Here is a 17,530-nt window from a genome sequence, read left to right on the forward strand (position 1 = left end):
CGGCCTTGCGCGAGTGCAAGGTGCGTACCGGAGTGACGGTTCTAGACTCCTCCTTGTGGGGGACTTCGGTACTGACCTCGACTTTCACGTGGTCATCGGGGCTGCGACCGACGGCGGTTACCACGTCACGTGGCAGGCGCCAGGGGGTGGCGAGGCGGCGACTGTCATGGCGTTGCCGCCGACGGCTGTGCTGGACGCGCTCGTCGAGCGGATACCGGACTCTGTTCTGGCGTCGTCCGCCCGTACCCGGCGGGTGATCGTCGGGGACGAGATCCCCGTGAACCGGCTCGGTCGGCTGCTGTTCGATGCCTTGGTCACCTCTGAGGGCCGGTCGCTCCTGCTCGCGAGTCGGCGACAGGCACACCACGCGCACGGACGGCTCCGCTTCGTCTTACGGATTCTGCCGCCCGAGCTTGCCCGGCTCCCTTGGGAGTTCATGTACGACTCGGCCGACGAGGAGTACGTCTGCCTCACCACTCCCCTGATCCGCCACCCCCAGGCCCTGCCCGCTGCACGGCCGCTGCGCGTCGAGGCGCCGCTGCGCATCCTGTGCATGAGCGCGCGGCCCCATGATCAGCGCAACCTGGCGGTCGACGCCGAAGACGCGCAATTGCGGAGGGCTTTGGCCGACCTCGAGGCGAGCGGCCACGTCGAGGTCGGCTGGGTGCGCGGCCAGACCTGGCGGGACCTCCGCGATGCGCTGCACCAAGGCCCCTGGCACGTCTTCCACTTCATCGGGCACGGCAGTTTCGACCGCAGCGCCCAGCAGGGTGCGCTCGCGCTGGCCGACGAGAACGGCGGCACGCGTTACCTGGGCGCCGACCAATTGGCCACGCTGCTGGCGCAGCACCCCTCCGTGCGGCTCGTCGTCCTCAACGCCTGCGAGACCGGGCGCGCGGCGGCCCTCAATGCGTCGTCCAGCGTCGCCGGGTCGCTGATGCGCAAGGGGCTGTCCGCGGTGCTCGCCATGCAGTACCCGATCTCGGACGACGCGGCGGTGGAGTGCAGCCGGACGTTCTACGAGAGCCTGGCCCGCGACCTCCCGGTCGACCTGGCCGTCACCGAGGCGCGCCAGGCCATCTGGATGTCGCACCCGGGGTCGCTGGAGTGGGGCACTCCCGTCCTCTATATGCGTTCGCCGGACAGGCACGTGTTCGACGTCGCGGCCACCATCGTCGCTCCCGCCCGTACCCCCGTCCCGGAGCTGCCGCCCGCGCATGAAGTCGGAGTGATCCACACCGACCCTTGGGACGCTGCGGCCGCCACGTTCCTCGCCGCCCTGCGCAGGAACGGCGCCCATCTCGTCGCCACTTCCCCCGCCGTCGTCCAGCCCGCAGAGGGGCCAAGCCCTGCGGGGCCGGAACCACTAGGACCTGAGGACACGAAGGCACCACGGACCCTGCGCGCCGTGCACGCTGCACAGCTCATGCTCGACCTCCCCGTGGACTGCCTCGCCGTCGACAAGGGCGGATATCTCATGGCGGCCGCGTCGGGTCCCGGCACGGTCGCGATGTTCAACCTGTTCGAGCTCTTCGCCGGGCGAGACCCCGAGGTCAGCCGTGTACGGCTCGGCAACGCCAGGAGCACCGGCCTCCATGCCGTGGCGATTTCCCCGGGGGTCAACCTGACCGCCACGACATCGCCCAACGGCAATGTCCGGATCTGGCACTCCCATAGCGGCGAGGGGGCGCGCTGGCGCTTCCGGCACCGGAGCGCCGTCCTCGACGCGGCGTTCAGCCTCGACGGCAAGCGGATCGCCACGGTGAGCCTCGACCAGGGGGTCAGCGTGTGGAGCTGGCAAGGCGACCTGGAGTCCCGATTCGACATCGGCCTCCCGGCGGGCCGTGTGGTCTTCAGCCGGGACAGCCGGTGGGTCGCCGCGACCTCGCTGCAGAACCTCGTCCACGTCTGGGATCTGGAGTCCGGGACCGAGACCGTCCATGCCATGCGGTACCTCGGACCGTCCGGGCTGACCTTCACCGCGGACGGACGCGACCTCGTGGTGGGCAACATCGGCGGGATGGCCGAGTTCATCGACGTGGTCACGGGTGAGCAAGGCAGAACCCTCACGCACTTCGTGACGGACGAGAAGCAGCTCGCCGAACACCCCGTCCCGACCGCCCGCGGCCTGCCCGGTCTGGACGTCGCCGTCGGCGACGACGGACGTGTGCTGGCCACGTTCGGGCCGGGCCACGACGTGATGCTCTGGGACCCCTCCTCCGGCGCGGAGCTCGCCCGGATCACCCACGAGTCGGCCGTCCGCGCGGCGGTATTCGGACCCCGCGGCAGGTTCCTGGCGACCGGCTGCGACGACGCGACCCTGACCGTCTGGCGGCTTGCCGAGGAGACCGATGACTGACGCCGTCCCGCCCCCGCACGCCGACTTCGTGGTCGACGCCGCGGTCACCGTCGAGCAGGAACTGCCGCTGCTGGAGGCCTTGGACGCCATCGGGTTCACGGTCCGCACACGCGTGCTGCCGACGCGCCGGGCCGATCCGCTCACCTGGCTGATCCTGATCGCGGTGCCGCTGAGCGGCTTCCTCGGCGGCTTCGGCACCAAGGCGGGCGAGGACTCGTACCGCAAGTTCACCGACGGCCTGCGGGCGGTGCTCCGCCGCCACAACCGTCTCACGGAGTCGTCCGACGAAGCGGAGCCGGACGCGGGATCGGCATCGGAACCGGCGTCGGAACCGGAGCCCGAGCAGCCGTCCGGCACCGCCCCGCGGCACATCGTCCTCCAAGACCCGGCCTCCGGGCTGCGGATCCTCATCGACCACGAGCTGACGCCCGAGGCCTACGCGGAACTCCTCAGTCTCGACCTGACCACCTACCAACTTGGCCCGCTCCACTACGACCACGCTCAGAAGCGCTGGCGCTCCACTGCGGACGAGGCCCTCGCCGGTTGAACGCGCATGCGAGCGGCGGCTCGTACGGTCAGCCGGGAAGGAGGGCTGCCGGGCCCTTATGCGCCCCTGCCTTTGGTGACCTGCGGGGCGTCATCGCACGCGATCCCGAGGTCGCACATCTCGCTGAGCAGCGTGGCCGCGTTGTCGGCTGCCTGGGGGTCCAGCGGGCCGGATGCGGCGAACGGGTCTTGCGCGCTTAGCTGTTCCAGCACCGCATCCTTGGCGGCGGCGAACGAGGGATGGCGTCCGGCCTCTCGGCGTACGGCGTCGGCGATCCGCTCGGAGGCGGTCAGGCTCGCCGACAGGTACGCCGCGCAGTCCGTGCCGCGGATGACGTTCGTGAACGTCAGCACCCCCTGCGGCACGGGCCGCGACGCTTATTGCCTTCTGTCCGCGGCCACTCAGGCGGTGGCGTACAGGACTGTTCCGGCGGCTGCGAGGAAGACTCCGCCGGCCAGTTGCAGCCAGGTCATGGCCCGGACGAAGCGCGCTGCGTCGTCCTCGCGGGGCTGGGACGCGGTGGCCAGGTCGCCGTGGCGTCGGTGCAGGTGGGTGACGTTGGACATGCGCCGCTGCACCGCCTTGTCGAGGCTCCCGCCGAGGTTGAGGACTACGCGCAGGTTGTACGCGGCGATCGCCAACCCGGCCAGCGCCAGGATCACGAACACGCCGGTCGGTTCCTCGCCACCACTCGCTGCAAACATCGTCCCCCCGGAGATCCATGATCGACGCGACGAGCGAGTATGGCAGGAACCATCCGCAGACGGCATGCCGAAATTGCTTTGTTCGTCGGTTGGTTCGGGGTGGCTGTCGGGGCTTGTGCCTGCTGCGGACCGGTCAGGACGCTGCCGCGCTCCAGCGATTAAGCGTCTCGCTGACGGTGTCGTAGGTCAGCCAGGTTCCGTCCCCGAGCGGGCGTACGTAGCTCTCGACGGGCCCCGTGGGATAGGCGAGCCGTCCGCGCACCGCCAAGGTGTGTGCGTCGAGCAGCCAGTGGCCGGGATCGTCGGAGTCGAGCGTCGAGCCGATGACCGTGTCGGCATCGACAAAGCCGCAGAGGTAGTCCCAATAGGGCAGTTCGCCGTCGTCGGTCGGCTCGGGCGGCCCTTCGGAGAGCACAGTGCCGTCCAGGGCGTGGAGTTGCAGATTCGCGCATTCGTGGTCGACGGTCAGGAAGCCTGCATGCCCCGGGTGGACGTCCGTGAGGATGCGGTCCATGTGCTGGTTCAGGTCCCAGCCGATGAGCTTCTCGCCGTCCCAACGCGCCCAGTACAGCAGGATGCCGTCCTGGCCCATGCCGATGCAGAGCCCGACGTGCACGCCGTCCGGGTGCGAGAGCTGGTGCGAGCCGGAGGCCACGCTGTCCTCCAGTGGCAGGCGGGCCAATTCCCGTCCGTCCCGGGCGTCCAACACGACCCAGCACTCCAGAAACTCGTACTCGTCGGGCTCCGGCAGCTCGACCATGACGTGTGCCCACACAAGGCGGCCGTCGTCGGAGACACGGCAAGAGCCGTGCTCCAAGCCGTAGCACAGCTCCTGCTCGTCCCCGGTGTGGGTGTGATCGGTCACCGGCCCCCAACATGCGTGCCGGTACTCCCACAGCACTTCTCCGGTCGCGCTCACGGCCCTGACTGCGCGCTGGCCGGAGAACACCGCGTACGACCCGTCGGGACTGACCGACGGGATGCTGCGGTCCCACGCCGGCCACGGAAGGGGGACGACCGCGGTCGGCACTCTGTCGCCCTTGAACAGCCTGGCCAAGTCGTGGACGACCAGTGCGTGCTCGTTCCGAAGCAGCGCATGGTGCTCCCCGTCGCCACGGCTTTCGAGGGCAAGGCCGCCCACCAGGGCTTCTCCGCCCGGAAGCCGCACCGAGTCGCGCAGTTGTGCAGTGATCGACATGGCCGGAACCTAGCGAACCGCCCGGACAGGGCATCCGTACGCCACCTCGAACCGGAGGCCCCGACCCGGGCCAGGAACTGCCGCGCGACTACGCCGTGGCCGGCAGGTCGCTGCGGCGCCGAGCGCGCCACCGCGGCGAAGCGTGGAACACCGCAGCCTCCGAGGAGGCCTACCCCACTGCCCTCGTGGCGGAGGCCGCCGCTAGGGTCCGGCCATGATCTCGTCGGATGCTTCGCAGGCCATCGCCGTACGCCACCGGCCGCTGACGGTCCCGCTGGTCGGGCAGTTGGTCGACCTGGCCCGGGCGGACTGGGACCGGGAGGCCGTCGCGCGGCTGTGGGACACGTTCGGCTGGGGCGCCGGGCCCGTGCCGCCTGCGCGGCTGACAGGTACGGGGCATCCGCTCATGCCGTCTGACGAAGACGCGGGCGGGCACACAGCCTTCTTCCTGGAGTTCGCGTACCACCATCCGGATGCCGACGACGAGTACGGAGAGGACTTCCTCGGCGCCGAATTCCCCTGGCCCGACTGGCCGGAGACCTTGGCCGGGGACGCTGCCGCGGCAGCTTTCGCCAAGGCGTGGGCGGATGCCGAAGAGGTGATCATCGCCGCGCTCGGCCGGCCCGAGGTCCGGTACACGCAGGACACCGGGCCGGACGGGTGGAACTTCGCCGCGTGGCGCCTGGGGAACCGGGCGCTGGTGCTCGCCCAAGGCGAGGAGTTCAGCACGTACGGCGAGTTGGAGATGGCCGCGCTCTGGCTGGTGCCGCACCCGGCGGCGGCCCCGTTCCCGGCCGGTCCCGACTTCTACGACTGGCTCGTCAGGCCCTCCCAGGGGCGGGAGTCGCACGGGGCCTGAGCCGACGCGGCATGAGGACGCGGCCGAACCTGTCCCGTACCTGGCTCTGGTGGGGCCCGGCCCCGGCCGCCGGTCCGGCACTGGGCTTGGCGACGAGTCCGGCACTCACGTCCGTCACCGTCCGGGTACTGACCTTGGCGACCGGCCCGGTGCACACCTCCGCCACCCGTCCCGCCCTGACCTCGGCCTCCGCCTCGGCGCGACGGACGGGCCGCCCGGATTCGCTCCGGACGACCCGCCTACCGGCCGTCGCGTGCGCGGGCCGTCCCGCGCAACCACGGCCCCTACTGCAGCAGTTCGTGCAGACCGCGCCACTCCATATAGAGCAGGAAGCGGATGTGGTTGTAGGCCGCGTGCAGGTCGTCGCTGCGGTCCGGCTCCATCTTGACGAGCTTGCCCTTGGTCGGCGCGAAGGTGCGGCCGCTCATGCCTTCCAGGTCGATGAGGCCGAGCTTCTCCATCTGGATGAGGCCGTTGTCGGCCTTGAACATGTCGGCCCCGATGAGCTTGTTCATCTCGCCGTTCGCCGGGTTCTTGGACGGCGGGCCGCTGATCATCGGGGTCGGCGGGCCCTTCCGCAGGGCCTTGATGCACGCGTCGCGGCCGCCGTTGAGGACGTCGACCCAGTTGATGCGGTAGCTCGCCGTCTTCACGGTCGGGCGGCCGATGTCGGTGGTGATCGTCACCTCGGGGACGTTCAGCTTCTTCATCTGGCGGCTGCGCGCCTCGATCGTGGAGCGCATGGCGAGCAAGTGGTGTGCCAGGTTGCACAGTTCGCCGATCGGCGCGTTGAGCGGGTTCACGTCGAAGGCCTGGTTCACCGTGGGCCCCGGACACCACTCCCAGTCGACCGGCAGGGTGACCACCAGGGCGATGACGGAGTCCAGCAGGCAGGCGTTCTTCGTGAGGTTCGGTACCAGCGCGGTCGAGACGAGCGTCCGGACGGGCAGCATGGTGGCGGTCTTGAAGACCGCGGCGGCGTTGCTGCTGTTGGTCCATTGCCCGTCGAGCTTGTAGTCGGCGGACGTCGGGGCCCCGCCGGCCGGGTAGGTGTAGGTGACGTGGTGGACCGCGCCGTGCAGGAACTCGCTTCCCGGGAGCTTCCCGCCCTCCCCCGGGACCACGTTCCAGGTTCCATTGGCGACCGGACCAGGCAAAGCCATGGCTGTTCCCCTCCCCCGCGGGCACAGGCGCGCCCGCACAGCCGCATGGTTGCGGCACCTCCGGTTCCGGGGCAAGAGTTACGCAAGGTAGTAATGGGTTAATTATCTTATATGGCTGGCAATTGCGAATCACTGCCTGCTTCCGCCCCGCTTGCTGTCGGCAATCGACCGCCCGACGACCCGTCCTGCCACCCCGGATCCGTCCGGCGACAGCCCGGTGTAGCTCGGACAGTGGAACGTCTCACGCGTGAACGCGGTACGCAGCCCCCAGTCCGCCCGCGGGCCCGTCCGCCGGCTTCGCGGAAGCAGGCCATGCCCGCGCCCACGCCGACGACGTCGGGGCGGCGCAGTAGTACGTCACTGAACATGACTTGCTCAGAACGGGGTTCGTGGCGCGCGTGGTTCCCGGTCTCGTGATGAAGGCCGGCTGAGGTCGGCGGTTTCGCTCAGGCCGGCCTGCTGACGAGTTCGTAGGTGAAGCCGACGGTTTCGGCGAGGCGGCCGTCGGTCGTGTGGCGCTCCAGTGCGGCGGCGAGGGCGGCGTCGAAGTCGGGGCTGCGGTCTGCGAGGACCGCGGGCGGCAGGAAGGACGTCGAACGGATGTGGCCGGCGAGTTCGGCCACGGTCCACTGGTGTTCGGTCGGGAAGTCGTGGCGTCCGGCGGGCTGGAAGCCGGCGCGGGCGAGGAGGGCGTGGTCGGGGTCGGTCTCCCGGGTGTCGTGCCAACCCGCGGGGACGCGGGACGTCGCGCCGAGCGTGTCCTTCCACGTGCCGATCAGGGCGTCCAGGTCACGCTGCCACGCCGCGTCGCCGGCCCAGGGGGACGTGGACCAGCACAGCGCGAGGTAGCCGCCGGGGCGGAGCCAGGAGTGGATGCGTGCGGCGACGAGGGCGCGGTCGAGGCGATGGAAGGCGTTGCCGATGACGACCAGGTCGACGCTGCCGGGGTCGACGTCCAGGGCTTCGGCGCCGGAGGTGACCGCAGTGATCCCGTCTGCCTTGAGTGCGGCGGCTTTGGCGCGGACCGCGGCGGTCATGTCGGGCTCGGCGTCCACGGCCAGGACGTCCGCGAAGTGGCGGTGCAGCGGGAACGCAAGTTGGCCGGTGCCGCAGGCGAGGTCGATCAGGCGGGCGGGGCCCGGGTCCGCGGGCGCGGTGCGGTGGGCGAGGTCGTCGATCATGGCGTCCGGGTACGGAAGCCGGAAGCGGTCGTAGTAGTCGGCGGTGCCCTGGTAAAGGTCGGGGTCGAACCCCGGGGTGTCGCCCATGCCGCCCTACCCTGCCACGAACTCGGTCCGCGTCCGGACTATTTCGGCTCCAGGGGCTTCCTGCCCGCCCCGCCGGGCCGACCGCGTGCGAAGATCCTCACCATGGATGTCATCGACTGCGGATCGTTCCGCCCCGGCCCGGGCGGCGCCGCCGACTTCGTGGAGCAGCTACGGGTGCCCACCCTGAGCTTCGGCACGTACTCCATCCCGGCCGGTGCGGCGGACGACCAGTCGCCGCACGCCGAGGACGAGATCTACGTCGTGTCCTCGGGTCGTGGTCGGTTCACCTCCGGCGGCCGCACGGTCGATGTGGGCCCGGGGACGGCCCTGTTCGTCCCGGCCCGCGAGGAGCACCGCTTCCATGATGTGACGGAAGACCTCGCTGTGCTGGTGTTCTTCGCGCCGGCGTATTCGGGCGTGCCCGGGTCCTGAGGCGCCGCCCCGCCTTCCGCGCTCCCCCGAGAGTTCTGGTCCCGCCCCCTTCCGCGCTCCCCCGCGAGTTCCGGTCCCGCGCCGTCCGCGCTCCCCCGCGAGTTCCGGTCCCGGAGCGGCCCGCGCTCCTAGACTTGCCGGATGGGGGAAAACGCGGCCGATCTCGACCTGCACGTGGAGATCGGCGCGGCGAGCGAGCACGGGTACCACGTCGTCTGGAGAGCGCCCGGCGGCAGCGAGGCGGTGACCGCCATGGTCCTGCCGCCCGCGCCGGTGCTCGACGCGCTGGCGCTGCGCGTCCCGGACTCGGTGCTGGCGTCGACCGCAGTGGTGCGGCGTACGGTCACCGGCGACGAGGTCGCGGTCCACGAACTGGGGCGGCTGCTGTTCGACGCGCTGGTCACCGGCGACGGGCACGCGCTTCTGGTGTCGGCCCGGCATCGGGCGGCTCGGGACGGCAGCCGGCTGCGGGTCGTGCTGCGTGTGCATCCCCCTGAACTTGCGCGACTCCCCTGGGAGTTCCTGTTCGACAGCGGCCAGGACGGCTACCTGTGCCTGGACACGCCGCTGATCCGGTACCCGTACGCGCTGCCGCCCACGGTTCCGTTGCAGGCCTCGGGGCCGCTGCGCATCCTGTGCATGGCGGCCCGCCCCGAGGACCGGGCGCACCTGGCCGCGGAGGCGGAACTCGACCGGCTGCGTACGGCGTTGGCTGATCTGGTCGACGCCGGGCTGGTGGAGTTGGGACGCGTCCCAGGGGAGACGTGGCGGGACCTGCGCGATGCGCTGCGGCCGGGCGGAGCGGGCGGGACGGGTGCTGCCGGCGGCCCGTGGCACGTGTTCCACTTCGTGGGGCACGGCGGCTTCGACAGCAGCTCGCAGGAGGGCACCATCGCCCTTGCCGGCGAACGCGGCGGCACGCAGGCGCTCCGCGCCGAGCAGTTGGCGATCCTGCTGGCCGGACACCGTTCGCTGCGGCTGGCGGTGCTGAACGCCTGCGAGACGGGGCGGGCGGCGCCGGTCGACCCGTTCTCCAGCGTCGCGGGCTCCCTGATGCGCCGCGGGCTGCCCGCGGTGCTCGCCATGCAGTTCCCGATCACGGACGCGTCGGCGGTGGAGTGCAGCCGGACGTTCTACGAGGCCCTGGCCCGGCAGTTGCCGGTGGACTTGGCGGTGACGGAGGCCCGGCAAGCGATCTGGATGGCGCACCCGGGATCGCTGGAGTGGGGGACGCCGGTCCTGTACATGCGGTCGTTGGAGGGGCGGCTGTTCGACCTCGGGGCGGCGGCCGCCGACGTCCCGGCCAAGCCGGTCGCGGAGTCCGTCCCGCGTGACGAGGACCGAGCAGCCGCGGAGGACTGGTACAGCCGCGGAGTCGGCGCGTTCTACACCGATGAATGGGACGCGGCCATCGAGGCGTTCGCCCGCGTGCTCGCCATCGATCCCGGCCATCCGCGCGCAGCGCAAAGGCTGGCCGATGCGAAGGACGGTCGCGCAGCGGCATCCGCAGCCGCGGCAGCCGAAGCGGCCGTCGCACGGCAGGACTGGAAAGAGGCTGCGGCGCAGTACGAACGCTTGCTGGCCGCGGCGCCGGACCACCCAGGCGCGCAGGATGGCCTCACCGCAGCCAACCGGGAGATCGAACACGACGAGTTCGCGGCCGGGATCGCCCTGCTGCACCGCTACGGCAACTGGAAGGCCGTGGTTGCCACGGCGCAACGGTTCCGCGAAGCGGCGCCCGCCGGCCCCGGGGACCGGTTCGCCTTCGTCGACGACTTGGCCTCCTCCGCGTCCGCACACCTGGAGGAACAGGCCCGCCGCGAGCTGGGCGGGGCGACGCAGCCCGGGCCCCCGCTGACGTCGCGGGCGATGACCCGACGGCTGTCTGCCGCCGCCAACGCACTCGCCTTCGCACCCGACGGCAGCTTCCTGGTGGCCGCGTGCGACTGGAACCTCGTCGTCACCGTCGCCCTGGACGGCGGTCCCGAGGGCGAAGGAGAGCAGCGGGGCCGCCAGTCGGGACCGCTCTGGCACGCCGCCTTCATGCCTGACGGGCAATCCTTCGCGACCGCCGGCTCCAACGGCACCGTCACCTGGTGGGACCGCAAGCCCAGGAAGCGGCAGCGGCAGTTCAGCCTCCTTGACGTGCAGGCCCTGGCCATCGACGCGCAGGGGAAGAACCTGGCAGTGGCCAGTGAGCAACAGGCCGCGCACGTCTATTCGCTGGAGAACTCCCAAAGGTACTTCAACTTGCCCATGCGGGCCCGCGTCCGCGCCCTGGCGTACCGACCGGGCAGTTCCCAACTCGCCGTGGCGGGCGACGACGGCAGGGTCCGCATCTGGGACACCGACACGAAGCTGCTGCTGCACTCCCTGACACACCCTCATGGACTGACCGACGTCTTGTTCAGTCCCGACGGCCGGCACCTGGCGACCGCGTCCGACGACTGCACAGCCCGGGTCTGGGATGCCGAGACCGGCGTCCGGCTGTCGAAAATGCGACACGCCAGGCGCGGGGAGAGACACAGCCGGGCAGCACACCATCTCGCGTACACCCCGGACGGGATCCACCTGGCGACCTTCGGGTGGGACGGAGTTCTCCGCGCCTGGAACGCGGCGACCGGTGAACCGGCGTTCCACTTGGCCTTCCCCGGCAGCGTCCGGGCAGGAGCGTTCAGCCCGGACGGCACGATGGTCGCCGTCGGCCTCGACAACCGGGATCTGCACATTCGGGACTGGCCGCCCTCCCCTGCTCCCGGCTCTTGATCTTCACGGCGGCCCGCCCTACGTTACGTTACGCAACGTAAACAATCAGGGCGTGGGGTGGCAGCGTGGGCGAGCTTCGTGGCGGCGATCTTCTTGTCAGGGGCGGCACCGTCGTCGACGGGACCGGCGCGCCGGGGCGCGTCGCCGATGTGCGGATCCGGGGCGGGGTCATCGCCGAGATAGGCCCGGACCTCACCCCGCAGGGCGAGCCGGAGATCGACGCGTCCGGGGCCGTCGTCGCGCCCGGATTCGTGGACGCGCACACGCACTTCGACCCGTCCCTGTGGTGGGACCCGAGCGCCGATCCGATGCCCGGGCACGGCGTCACCACCGTCGTCCAGGGCAACTGCTCGCTGAGCCTGGCGCCGCTGACCGGCGACACCGCCGCGCGCGACAAGCTGCTCGACGCGTTCTCCTACATCGAGGACATGCCGCCGGAGGCGTTCCGTACCGGCATCCCGTGGAACTGGACGACCTGGGCCGAGTACCGCGACCGTTTCGACGCGCTCGGCAGCGCGGTGCACGTGGCGGCGCTCGTCGGCCACTCCACGCTGCGCGCGTACGCGATGGGCGAGGCCGCCGACCAGCGGGCCGCGACCGCGGACGAGCGCGCCGCGCTCGCCGCCGCGCTGCAGGAGTGCCTGGCGGCGGGCGCCTTCGGGCTCTCCACGTCCTTCGTCGACTCCGACCGCGCGGGCAACCCGGTGGCCAGCCGGTACGCCGACGACGAGGAGTTCGCCGCGCTCGCCCAGGCGCTGCACGCGGCCGGGCGTACCGTCTTCGAGTTCGTGCCGCACATGCCGCTCGCCGACAAGCTGGCCGACATCGAGCGCATCCACCGGGCCTGCGCCGGGACCGCGGTCCGCGGCTCCTGGACGCAGCTGGGCGCGGGCGGCCGCAGCGCGGCGGACGTGCCCGTCATCCTCGAACAGGCCGGCCGTACGCAGGCCGAGGGCGCGGGCGTGTTCCCGCAGGTGTCGGCGCGCAGCTTCGACATCCAGATCAACTTCGACCGCACCATCGTGTTCAACGCCATGCCGCACTGGAACGCGTGGGTGCAGGTCGACCGCGACGAGAAGCTGCGCTGCCTGGCCGACCCGGCGTGGCGGGACAAGGCCCGAGCCGAGTGGGACGAGGTGCCGTACGCGCTCTTCCCGAAGGGCCGCATGCACAAGTTGCGCGCGGTGCGCGTGTCCGACCCTGCGCTCGAACGCTACGTCGGCTGCTTCTTCGACGAGATCCTCGCCGACCACCCGGGCGAGCACGAGGCCGACGTGTTCATGCGCTGGCTGGCGGACAATAAGGTCGACCTCGGCCTCGCGGTCATCGGCCTGGGCAACGACGACCCGGACGCGGTCGCCGAACTCCTGCGCGACCCCCGCGTGGTGGTCGGCGCCAGCGACGCGGGCGCGCACGTGCAGATGATGTGCGGGGCGGGCGACAGCACGCTGCTGCTCACCCGGCACGTCCGCGAGCGCGGCGACCTGACGATCGAGGAGGCCGTCCAGGCGCTGACGTCGCGCCCCGCCGAGATCTTCGGTATCCGCGACCGCGGCATCCTCGCCCCCGGCTACGCGGGCGACCTGGCCGTCTTCGCGCTCGACGAACTCACCTACGAGCTGGACTACTTCGTCGACGACATGCCGGACGGATCGGCGCGCCTGACGCGTCCGCACGGCAACTACCGCGCGACGGTCGCCGCGGGCGTGCCCACGCACTTGGCGGGCTCCCCCACCGGCGCGCGCCCGTGCGGGATGCTCGACGCGTCGGCGGCCGCGCCGCGCTGACGGTCCTTCGACGTGCCCGCGTCCCCCGCCCCTGGTGGCGGACGCGGGCACCCGTCGCGGCATTTGTACGGTGGAGCCGGCACCTCCACCGAAAGGCACCACCGTGACCACGCACAATCCCGGCCGCCTCGACCACCTCCGTATCGCGATCAACGCCGCCGGGCGGGACTTCGGCCGGACGCTCGCGATCCGCTTGGCCGACCTGGGCGCCGAACTGCACCTCGCGGCCCGGTCTGCGGACGCGGCCGAGGCGGTCGCCACCGAGATCCGGGAACGCGGGCACGAACGGGTACACGCGTACCGCTGCGACCTCACCGCACCGGACACCGTCGCCGCCTTCGCCGGCGCGGTGGCCGAGCGCACGGACCGCGTCGACGTCCTGATCAACAACGGCGCCCGCTACCTGGCCGCCGCGGATCTGGTTTCGGCATCCGACGAGGACATCGTCGCCACGGTCGCCTCGGGGACAGCCGGCACGGTCCTCACCGTCAAGCATTTCCTGCCCCTGCTGCGCCGCTCGGACGTGCCCGACATCGTCACGATGGTCTCGACCGCGGGAACCCCCGGCCATTTCCTGTCCGATGCGCACGAGGCCTTCTACGCCGCCAAGGCCGGCCAGGGCGGCTTCACGGAGGTGCTGTCCAAGCGCCTGCGCCCCGAGGGCATCCGGGTGATCTCCCTCTACCCGCCGGACTTCGCCAACCCGGACCCGCTCGGCGAGGCCTGGGAGAGCACCCCGCGCGGACCGCAGGACGCGCTCACCGCGCAGTCGCTGGTGGACTGCGTCCTGTTCGCCATCGGCCAGCCGCGCGACTGCTTCATCAAGTCCTTCCACTTCGAACAGGCCTGGCAGCAGCACTGACGGCCGCTGCCTGCAGATGCCGGTCAGGTGGACGTAGGGCATGAGTGCGGGTTCCGCGAACCCGCCCGGATCTCGGCGACGGCGATCGGCCCCGTGCTGTCAGCCCGCGGTACCGAGCAGGCGGGCGAGGCGGTGGCTCTGGCGGGTAGTGATGCCGCCGTGGGCGATCGGGATGGTCCGGGCGCTGTTGGGGGCGGCGCAGACGAGGATGCCGGTGCCGTACGTCTGATCGGTGGTCCAAGCGACCGGGCCGAAGCAGTCGTTGTCGAAAGCGAGCGCCGTCAGGACCGGCACGGCGGCGGGTATCGCTCCGTGGGCGGTGAAGGCCTGCGCGATGAGGTCCGCGGCTTCGCCGAGCGGGATGTCTGCGTCGCCGAGGATCGGCAGCAGGAGGAGGAGCCGGGTGGCGGGGCCGAGTCGGGCACCCGGTGGTGTGGCAGCGACCAGGGCGCGGAGCTCGGCCCAGGCCAGCCCGGGGCCGGCCGGGTCGGGGCCGATTGTCGCCAGGAACCCGGGGCGGGTCCAGTCGGGGTGGACGAGTGCGTACTCGCGCGTGTTCTCGGACTCGTCGCCGAAATCCAGGTTGGTGATACGGACTTCCAGCGAGTGCCGGTCGGGCAGGTCGAGGGCGAACAGGTGGCAGGTGTTGCCTTCGAACACGAGGGATGCGGCGGCGTCTGCTTCGCCGGGGTTGGCGTCGAAGGCTTCGGCCAAGTCGTCCAGGTCCAATTCGTGCGAGAAGACCTGTTCCAGGTATGCAGGCCAGAAGCCGGGATGGGCGATCAGGTGCTCGGCGCGCTTCGCCTGCGGGATGTCGATCTCCTCGAAGTGCATGCGCCCATCATTCAGAACGCGGGCAGGCGTCCCGCTCGCGGCCCGCGCTTTCTTGGCCGCTACGTCAACAGGTAGGCGGTCAGGATCGCGATCGCCGCGATCGGGAGGAGAAACCAGAAGCGCGGGGCGGCCGCGTGTGCGTCCTCTTCGCTCGGGCGCAGCGCCGGGTGGGCGCGCATGGCGTCCAGGACGGCGGCGGCGTGGGCCAGTTCGCTTGGGCCATGCAGGGAGTGGCGGTGGCCGCGGGTGGTGGTGACGAGCAGGGTATGCGGACGGTACGAGACCCGTACGACGTCGTCCCACGGCACCGTGCGGTGGCGCCAGGGTGTGGACAGGCGTACGCCGAGCGCATCGGCGGAGACCGACCTGCCGGTGAGGCTCCAGGCCACCGGGGCATCCCGTTCGCCCATCTGCTCCGCGGTCACCTCGAGGCCGCGGGGCCGGTACGGGGCTCGCTCGGAGGTGGGGATCAGGCGGATACCGGACGCGGTGATCTCGGTGCAGGTGCCGTCCGGGCATGCGGCATCGGGAACGGTCAGGGCCACGGCCCCGTCTGCCCGCGGCCGGCCGTGCAGGACGGCCTCGTGCATCGTGTCGGCGTCGGCTCCGGCCGGGAGGGGTACGCGGCACACGAACAGCGGGGTACGCCCGTACTCGTCGTCGGCCGGGTAGACGACCGTGACGCCCGGGCTCTGCTCGCGCACCCGGACCAAGCGGGCGGGAACCTGGCCGCGCAGGAGTTGGGCGGCACTCGACGGGATCCGCAGCGCGCCGACGAGGAAAGTGAGCGCCGGGGCTGCGGCAAGAATGCCTGCCCACGTCAGCGGTGAGATGTCACGCGGTGCCGACGCGTAGAAGTAGGGGTTCGTGTACAGCACCCCATCGTGCTGGTACGACTCGAACGGCCCGGGCACCAAGCCGCTTGACTCCCCCATCAGCGTGAACGGGATCGGCAGCTGTCCGGAGGTACCTTCGGCCTGGCCGAACAACCCATAGCCGTAGAGTCCCCCCGAAGCAGACGTCGTCGACGCGTGTTCGGGGTCCGGTGTCCGGCCGGCACCGATCACCGCACAGAGAACGCCCGCCCCCAGCAGCACCGCGGCCGCGCTCGACCGGCGCACGAAGGTACGGCGGTGCCAAGCAGCGGACGGGGTCGGCGCCTGGGAGGCCGAGGCGAACAGCCGGCGTCTCCGTCGGGACACTGCGAACTCCGCAGCCGCGGCGGCGAACCCCCAGGCCACCGCAGCCGCCATGCACCACACATGCCACGCATCAAGGCCGCCCTCGGACATCCAGACGACACAGCCCGCCAGCACCGCCGCTCCGGCCGGTGCCGCGAGCCATATGCAGCGCAGCAGGGCTGCGACGTACAGCGCAGCGAATCCGAAGACGACTTGTCCGGACGGCTCCGGCGCGCATACACCGACAGAGTCGCAGGCGGCCGGCGGAGCTGTCAGGCAGACGATGACTGTGGCGGCGACCATGGCTGCCGCAGGCCACGCCGGGTGCAGGCCGCGTGGCGGGCGGGCTTTGGCCCAGCGCTCGGCGTCCGCGGTGAGCCACGGTTCGACCCCGGGCGGTCGGGCTCCGTCGGGAAGGCTTATCGGGGAACGCACGGGCCGCAGTATGCCGGATGGTTGGTCGTCCAGTCAGGAAGGTGCCTGCCGGGGAACAGGATTGACGCTGCGTCGGACCAGAGGACGGCAGCCCGTAAAGGGGGTCCGTGATGCGACCAGGAAAGCTACTCGGCTGAGTCTCGTTCCCCGGTCATCGCGCAGTCCAGGAGTCTCCCGTCGTTCGTGCCCACGAGCATGCGGCCGGGGCCCGTGACGGTGAGCGCGGTGGCCACGACACGAAGTCCGGCCACGGCCAAGTGGAGGCGGCGGCGGACGCTCCCGTCGTGGAGGTCGAGTACGACGAGTTCGCCGTCGCCGTACGTGACGTAGACGCAGTCCGCGCCGTGGTCGAGGTCGAGATCCGTGGCTATGCGGTCGGTCCGGAAGACCCACACCGGATCGCCGCCCTCCGGCGTGCGCCGTACGACGAACGATCCGCCGGGCTGCAATCCGGCGCCGTGATGCACGGAACCGGCATGGACCAGGTCTCCGTCGGCGGTCTCGATCCCCGGACCCGCGAAGTGAGTCTCGCCGGGGATCCACGCGTACGGCGACAGACGGCGGCCCCCCGCCTTCTCCGGCTCTCGCGGGCGTCCGGCGACCGTCGCGGGCTCCGGTTCCGCCACCGCCAGCCAGTCCTCACTCGGGCCATAACGCCGCTTGCCCTCCGCAAGCACGGATTCCCGGAAGTAGATCCGACGGCCATGCCGGATACGCAACCGACTCCGCGCACCGTTGTCGCCCGCGGGCGCGAGGGCCGGCAGGCCGTCGGCGCAACGCACCAGGGAAACCGCGTCAGTGGGAGCAAAATGGTCGAGTTGCGCCCCGTCCTGAAGTGCGAGTCGCACGACGGCCTCGGCCTCCCCTGTCCAGGGCGAGCGCACGAGTCCGACCCATGCCGACTGCTCGTCCGCCGCAATGACGATGTCGCGGCCGCCGCTGTCGTCCGGGACCACCCACTGCCGTTGCCCCGCAGGCGACCACGCCTCCAATTGGACGCCGTCGAGGGTCGCCACGATCCGGCCGTCGGAGAGTTTCTCCACCGCGCGGATGTTGCGCCGCGGGTCCCAGTCCGCGCTCAAGGCGGAGACCCTTGTCCGGGCATCGTCGCGCTGGTCGGGGGGGGGGGGGGGGG

General features: G+C 71.3%; 14 protein-coding genes and 1 pseudogene. 7 read left to right on the forward strand and 8 right to left on the reverse strand.

All coding sequences use genetic code 11. The features are described 5' to 3' along the window. Positions 1–55: 55 nt before the first annotated feature. Positions 56–2,359: a CHAT domain-containing WD40 repeat protein gene (locus LZ495_RS39505; RefSeq protein ID WP_235058046.1), complete on the forward strand. Its 2,304-nt coding sequence runs from the start codon at positions 56–58 to the stop codon at positions 2,357–2,359. Then, positions 2,352–2,906: a hypothetical protein gene (locus tag LZ495_RS39510; protein WP_235058047.1), complete on the forward strand. Its 555-nt coding sequence runs from the start codon at positions 2,352–2,354 to the stop codon at positions 2,904–2,906. Before LZ495_RS39505 ends, LZ495_RS39510 begins: the two co-directional genes overlap by 8 nt. 56 nt (positions 2,907–2,962) lie before the next feature. On the opposite strand, the gene LZ495_RS39515 is transcribed toward LZ495_RS39510, so the two are convergent. The 3 genes from LZ495_RS39515 to LZ495_RS39525 form a co-directional block, all read right to left on the reverse strand. Continuing rightward, a complete protein-coding gene (locus LZ495_RS39515) occupies positions 2,963–3,271 on the reverse strand; it encodes a hypothetical protein (protein WP_235058048.1) in 309 nt (102 codons plus the stop codon). Positions 3,272–3,307: 36 nt separating this feature from the next. Beyond that, entirely contained in the window at positions 3,308–3,574 is a 267-nt protein-coding gene (locus LZ495_RS39520; protein ID WP_235058049.1) for a hypothetical protein, read from the reverse strand. A 169-nt stretch (positions 3,575–3,743) separates the two neighbouring features. Beyond that, complete coding sequence (locus LZ495_RS39525; protein ID WP_235058050.1) at positions 3,744–4,808, reverse strand: hypothetical protein; 1,065 nt, start codon at positions 4,806–4,808, stop codon at positions 3,744–3,746. 214 nt (positions 4,809–5,022) lie between these two features. On the opposite strand from LZ495_RS39525, the gene LZ495_RS39530 reads away from it, so the two are divergent. After that, positions 5,023–5,667 (forward strand): hypothetical protein, encoded by a 645-nt coding sequence (locus tag LZ495_RS39530; protein WP_235058051.1) that lies wholly within the window; start codon positions 5,023–5,025, stop codon positions 5,665–5,667. Between the two features lie 284 nt (positions 5,668–5,951). Here the strand turns inward: LZ495_RS39530 and LZ495_RS39535 are convergent, their stop codons facing one another. Then, a complete protein-coding gene (locus LZ495_RS39535) occupies positions 5,952–6,830 on the reverse strand; it encodes a hypothetical protein (protein ID WP_235058052.1) in 879 nt (292 codons plus the stop codon). 446 nt (positions 6,831–7,276) lie between these two features. Continuing rightward, positions 7,277–8,098: a class I SAM-dependent methyltransferase gene (locus LZ495_RS39540; RefSeq protein ID WP_235058053.1), complete on the reverse strand. Its 822-nt coding sequence runs from the start codon at positions 8,096–8,098 to the stop codon at positions 7,277–7,279. Positions 8,099–8,200: 102 nt separating this feature from the next. Between LZ495_RS39540 and LZ495_RS39545 the strand changes: the two genes are divergently transcribed. From LZ495_RS39545 to LZ495_RS39560, 4 genes are all read left to right on the forward strand, one after another. Continuing rightward, positions 8,201–8,530, forward strand: coding sequence for a cupin domain-containing protein (locus tag LZ495_RS39545; RefSeq protein WP_235058054.1), 330 nt, complete (start codon positions 8,201–8,203; stop codon positions 8,528–8,530). Between the two features lie 141 nt (positions 8,531–8,671). Continuing rightward, positions 8,672–11,296 (forward strand): CHAT domain-containing protein, encoded by a 2,625-nt coding sequence (locus LZ495_RS39550; protein WP_235058055.1) that lies wholly within the window; start codon positions 8,672–8,674, stop codon positions 11,294–11,296. 65 nt (positions 11,297–11,361) lie between these two features. Beyond that, positions 11,362–13,083, forward strand: coding sequence for an N-acyl-D-amino-acid deacylase family protein (locus tag LZ495_RS39555; protein WP_235058056.1), 1,722 nt, complete (start codon positions 11,362–11,364; stop codon positions 13,081–13,083). Between the two features lie 103 nt (positions 13,084–13,186). Further along, positions 13,187–13,945: an SDR family oxidoreductase gene (locus LZ495_RS39560; protein WP_235058057.1), complete on the forward strand. Its 759-nt coding sequence runs from the start codon at positions 13,187–13,189 to the stop codon at positions 13,943–13,945. A gap of 99 nt (positions 13,946–14,044) precedes the next feature. Here the strand turns inward: LZ495_RS39560 and LZ495_RS39565 are convergent, their stop codons facing one another. From LZ495_RS39565 to LZ495_RS39575, 3 genes and pseudogenes are all read right to left on the reverse strand, one after another. Continuing rightward, positions 14,045–14,779, reverse strand: coding sequence for a hypothetical protein (locus LZ495_RS39565; protein ID WP_235058058.1), 735 nt, complete (start codon positions 14,777–14,779; stop codon positions 14,045–14,047). Between the two features lie 59 nt (positions 14,780–14,838). Further along, positions 14,839–16,395 (reverse strand): hypothetical protein, encoded by a 1,557-nt coding sequence (locus LZ495_RS39570; protein WP_235058059.1) that lies wholly within the window; start codon positions 16,393–16,395, stop codon positions 14,839–14,841. Between the two features lie 125 nt (positions 16,396–16,520). After that, positions 16,521–17,530: pseudogene (locus LZ495_RS39575) on the reverse strand (hypothetical protein); the annotation flags it as partial.

It is taken from the genome of Yinghuangia soli (genome assembly GCF_021502675.1).
Classification (GTDB): Bacteria; Actinomycetota; Actinomycetes; order Streptomycetales; family Streptomycetaceae; genus Yinghuangia; species Yinghuangia soli.

Excerpts from the sequence above, each read along its gene's own strand:
- LZ495_RS39535 (WP_235058052.1), bottom strand. The coding sequence starts at position 6,830 with ATGGCTTTGCCTGGTCCGGTCGCCAATGGAACCTGGAACGTGGTCCCG.
- LZ495_RS39550 (WP_235058055.1), top strand. The coding sequence starts at position 8,672 with ATGGGGGAAAACGCGGCCGATCTCGACCTGCACGTGGAGATCGGCGCG.
- LZ495_RS39545 (WP_235058054.1), top strand. The coding sequence starts at position 8,201 with ATGGATGTCATCGACTGCGGATCGTTCCGCCCCGGCCCGGGCGGCGCC.
- LZ495_RS39525 (WP_235058050.1), bottom strand. The coding sequence starts at position 4,808 with ATGTCGATCACTGCACAACTGCGCGACTCGGTGCGGCTTCCGGGCGGA.
- LZ495_RS39565 (WP_235058058.1), bottom strand. The coding sequence starts at position 14,779 with ATGCACTTCGAGGAGATCGACATCCCGCAGGCGAAGCGCGCCGAGCAC.
- LZ495_RS39510 (WP_235058047.1), top strand. The coding sequence starts at position 2,352 with ATGACTGACGCCGTCCCGCCCCCGCACGCCGACTTCGTGGTCGACGCC.
- LZ495_RS39540 (WP_235058053.1), bottom strand. The coding sequence starts at position 8,098 with ATGGGCGACACCCCGGGGTTCGACCCCGACCTTTACCAGGGCACCGCC.
- LZ495_RS39530 (WP_235058051.1), top strand. The coding sequence starts at position 5,023 with ATGATCTCGTCGGATGCTTCGCAGGCCATCGCCGTACGCCACCGGCCG.